The organism is Paraglaciecola sp. (assembly GCF_030730205.1).
Taxonomy (GTDB): domain Bacteria; phylum Pseudomonadota; class Gammaproteobacteria; order Enterobacterales; family Alteromonadaceae; genus Paraglaciecola.
The window spans coordinates 1-2,773 of record NZ_JANQVQ010000198.1 but is presented as its reverse complement, the minus strand read 5'-3'; the positions used below and the strand labels follow the sequence as shown (position 1 = coordinate 2,773).

Genomic DNA, 2,773 nt, shown 5'->3' with positions numbered 1-2,773 from the left:
AACGACGACGAAGTTTCAAAACCAAATTACTAGCGTTATAGGAATATCAATTAACTTGTCAAAATAAAAAAGAGCGAGCTTACGCTCGCCCAACCAGGGAACACCTAATCAACCGAAGGTCAATCACATGCTTAACACGCTGTTTAAAATTTAGCCATTAGATTGATTGCCGCTGTGCGAGGGGCGCCAATCCAAGCCCCCCAACCACCAGCAATGCCACCTAAGTAACTCTTGTTTAAAACGTTATTGACTGTGAACCTTAACTCTACAGATTCTATACCGCTCACAGGTCTATCTACCGCTATTCCGGCATATAGATCACTTATAACATAGGCATCTGCCACCTGAGTATTGGCTGCATCGATAAAACGGTCATCAACCCATTTAGTCGACATACCAGCAAAGCGGGTATCTTTTATCCAATCAAGGGATACCACCGCCATGTTTTTGGGTGAACCGAAAACCGTATTCCCCGCTGGGAAACTTAATTCAGTAGAACTGCCATCTGGCAAATCTATACTACTGTCAACATAGGTCGCTTCGTTATGAGTATAAGATGCATACACTTGCCAATTATCTGTAATACTTAAGGTGATAGACGCTTCAATACCATTGGATTCAACCCCACCTACATTCAAATAATTACCGTTTTCACCCGATAAATAATCCACTCCAGAGGCAGAACCCGGCGCGATGAAGGTTAAACGATTGTCAAATTGGATATCGTAATAGGTCAAGCTCAGGCTTAAATCATTTGATACATAACGCAAACCTAAATCGATATTGTCTGCCGTTTCAGGCTCAACATTGGTAAATCTGGAGGGATCTGCCTCTAGCACACCATCTTTAATGGCGGCAAAATTTTGCGCATAGCCAGCAAACAACTCCAAACCATTAATTGGCATCGGCACAACAATACCAGCAGAGAACAACAAATCCGAATCAGAGTTAACCTTTAAGTCTGCATCTACAGCAAAATTATCGTTGCGCTCTAAGTCGACATAAAACTGTTTAGCTCCAAAACGCAATGTTGCCCAGTTCATGTTTATTTCATTTTCTAAATAAGCCATCACAGTTTCGACTGGGAAAGAGCGGTCATACTGGATCCAGTAAGGCGTATGATCAAATTCATACCCTACTTCAGCATCTATAATTTTTTGCCAACTACGGGTCTCATCACGTTGATAATTTTCGTACCACAAACCGCCACGTAAGGTATTTTCCATTTCACCAATTTGACTAAACCAAGCAAAATCGGCATTAAAGCCAATACGTTCTTTTTTATAATTAGTCGTACGGTAAGAACTGACCGGAATAGCGCTTGATACATAGCAAGCTGAATCATATTCTCTGCCTGCTCCGCCGTAAGGAAAGGTAATAGAGCTAGTACAGGAAGGATCCGGACTGAGGGCATTCCCCTTGTTGTCAACAAAGAAAAGGGTGCCCAAAGCAGAACCACCCAATACAGTATTACCTGATACTAATTCTGAATGCCCGACATTATCACCGTCGGCCTTAACATCAACAATATAAGGAGGAACCCAATCACCACGTCCTTCATTTTTATGATAATAAGCGTTGGCGGAGAATTCTAAGTTGTCTTTTTTATAATCAGCGCTGATATAGGCAAATAAATTTTCTCGCAAGGTAGACCAGCCAAGACGATATAATTGATCAACATAAGGCACGCCTGTCCAGTCTGAAGTCAATCGATCCCACTCTGGGTTTTGCTCAAATTCAGTAAGGGTGATACGTTGATAGTTATCTTCATGCGTATCATCCCAAGAAACATAGGCTTTTATTTCAACATCACCCATCAAACTAACCATTTTACCCGCTAAATGATCACGTTTATTCTCTGCTGCTTGGTCAATCCAATCACTGTTTTGACTGCTGGAAGCACTAAACCACGCATAGGTATCTTTGGCAACTTCACCGGTTTCGTAACGTACAAAGTATTTTTGTGCTTGGAAATTCCCCAAAGACACACTCACTACCATATTTTCATCTGAATCAGGATTTTTAGTCGTGAAGTTGAGCGTACCGCCTAATGCCTCGTTAGAACGTGATGCGATGTCCCCTGTACCTTGAGACACTTCTACCCTACCCAGATTTTCTGTGTCTATATATCGGTTGGCTTTAGCACCACCACCGTAGTTAGAGTTACCATTGGCAATACCATCAATCGTAATACCGATTTGTTGTTCGTCTAAACTCAATTGGAAACCGCGTATTGAAACAGTGGTTGACCAGTCGTCAGAGCCAAAGGTATCACCTTCGTTCACCAATACACCTGGTAAATTATCGATCACCGCTAAAGCACTTGTTAAGGCGCTTTGCTGTTTGAGCATCTCGTCAGAGGTTTGATTATTAGCATAAGATACACTTTTTCCTACAATCGTAATTGATTCCATTGTCTCTGCAGTTTCTAAGATTTCTTCAGCTATGACTGTATTACAAAGACTAAGTGTTCCGATGGCTAAGGTCATCGCCTGAGTTAATTTTGAGAATCTAGGTCTATACACAAAGTTTTCCTGATAGTTATTTTAGTGCGGCTTAATGTGACGTTGTTATGTGACAGTTAGATAGATATTTGATGATGCTTAGTTTATGCTTTTGCGACACTTTTTTTACAACAGACAGGCTCCTTACTCGAATAAGTTATTTAATCAAAAGAAAAAGTATATTAAGTACTTAAAATTCGATACTTTGGACAAGGGAGGAGCTAATGATTAGAAAAAATACTTGTTCAATGGAAGTGAGCGGTCAAGTG

At 40.8% G+C, this 2,773-nt stretch carries 1 protein-coding gene; it reads right to left on the bottom strand.

Annotated features, from left to right (window positions below; all coding sequences use genetic code 11):
* Nucleotides 1-143: 143 nt before the first annotated feature.
* Entirely contained in the window at nt 144-2,489 is a 2,346-nt protein-coding gene (locus NWQ57_RS13410; RefSeq protein WP_306022662.1) for a TonB-dependent receptor, read from the bottom strand.
* Between the last annotated feature and the right edge of the window lie 284 nt (nt 2,490-2,773).

What these genes read in the sequence shown, in the direction of transcription:
- NWQ57_RS13410 (WP_306022662.1), bottom strand. Translation starts at nt 2,489, where the DNA reads ATGACCTTAGCCATCGGAACACTTAGTCTTTGTAATACAGTCATAGCT.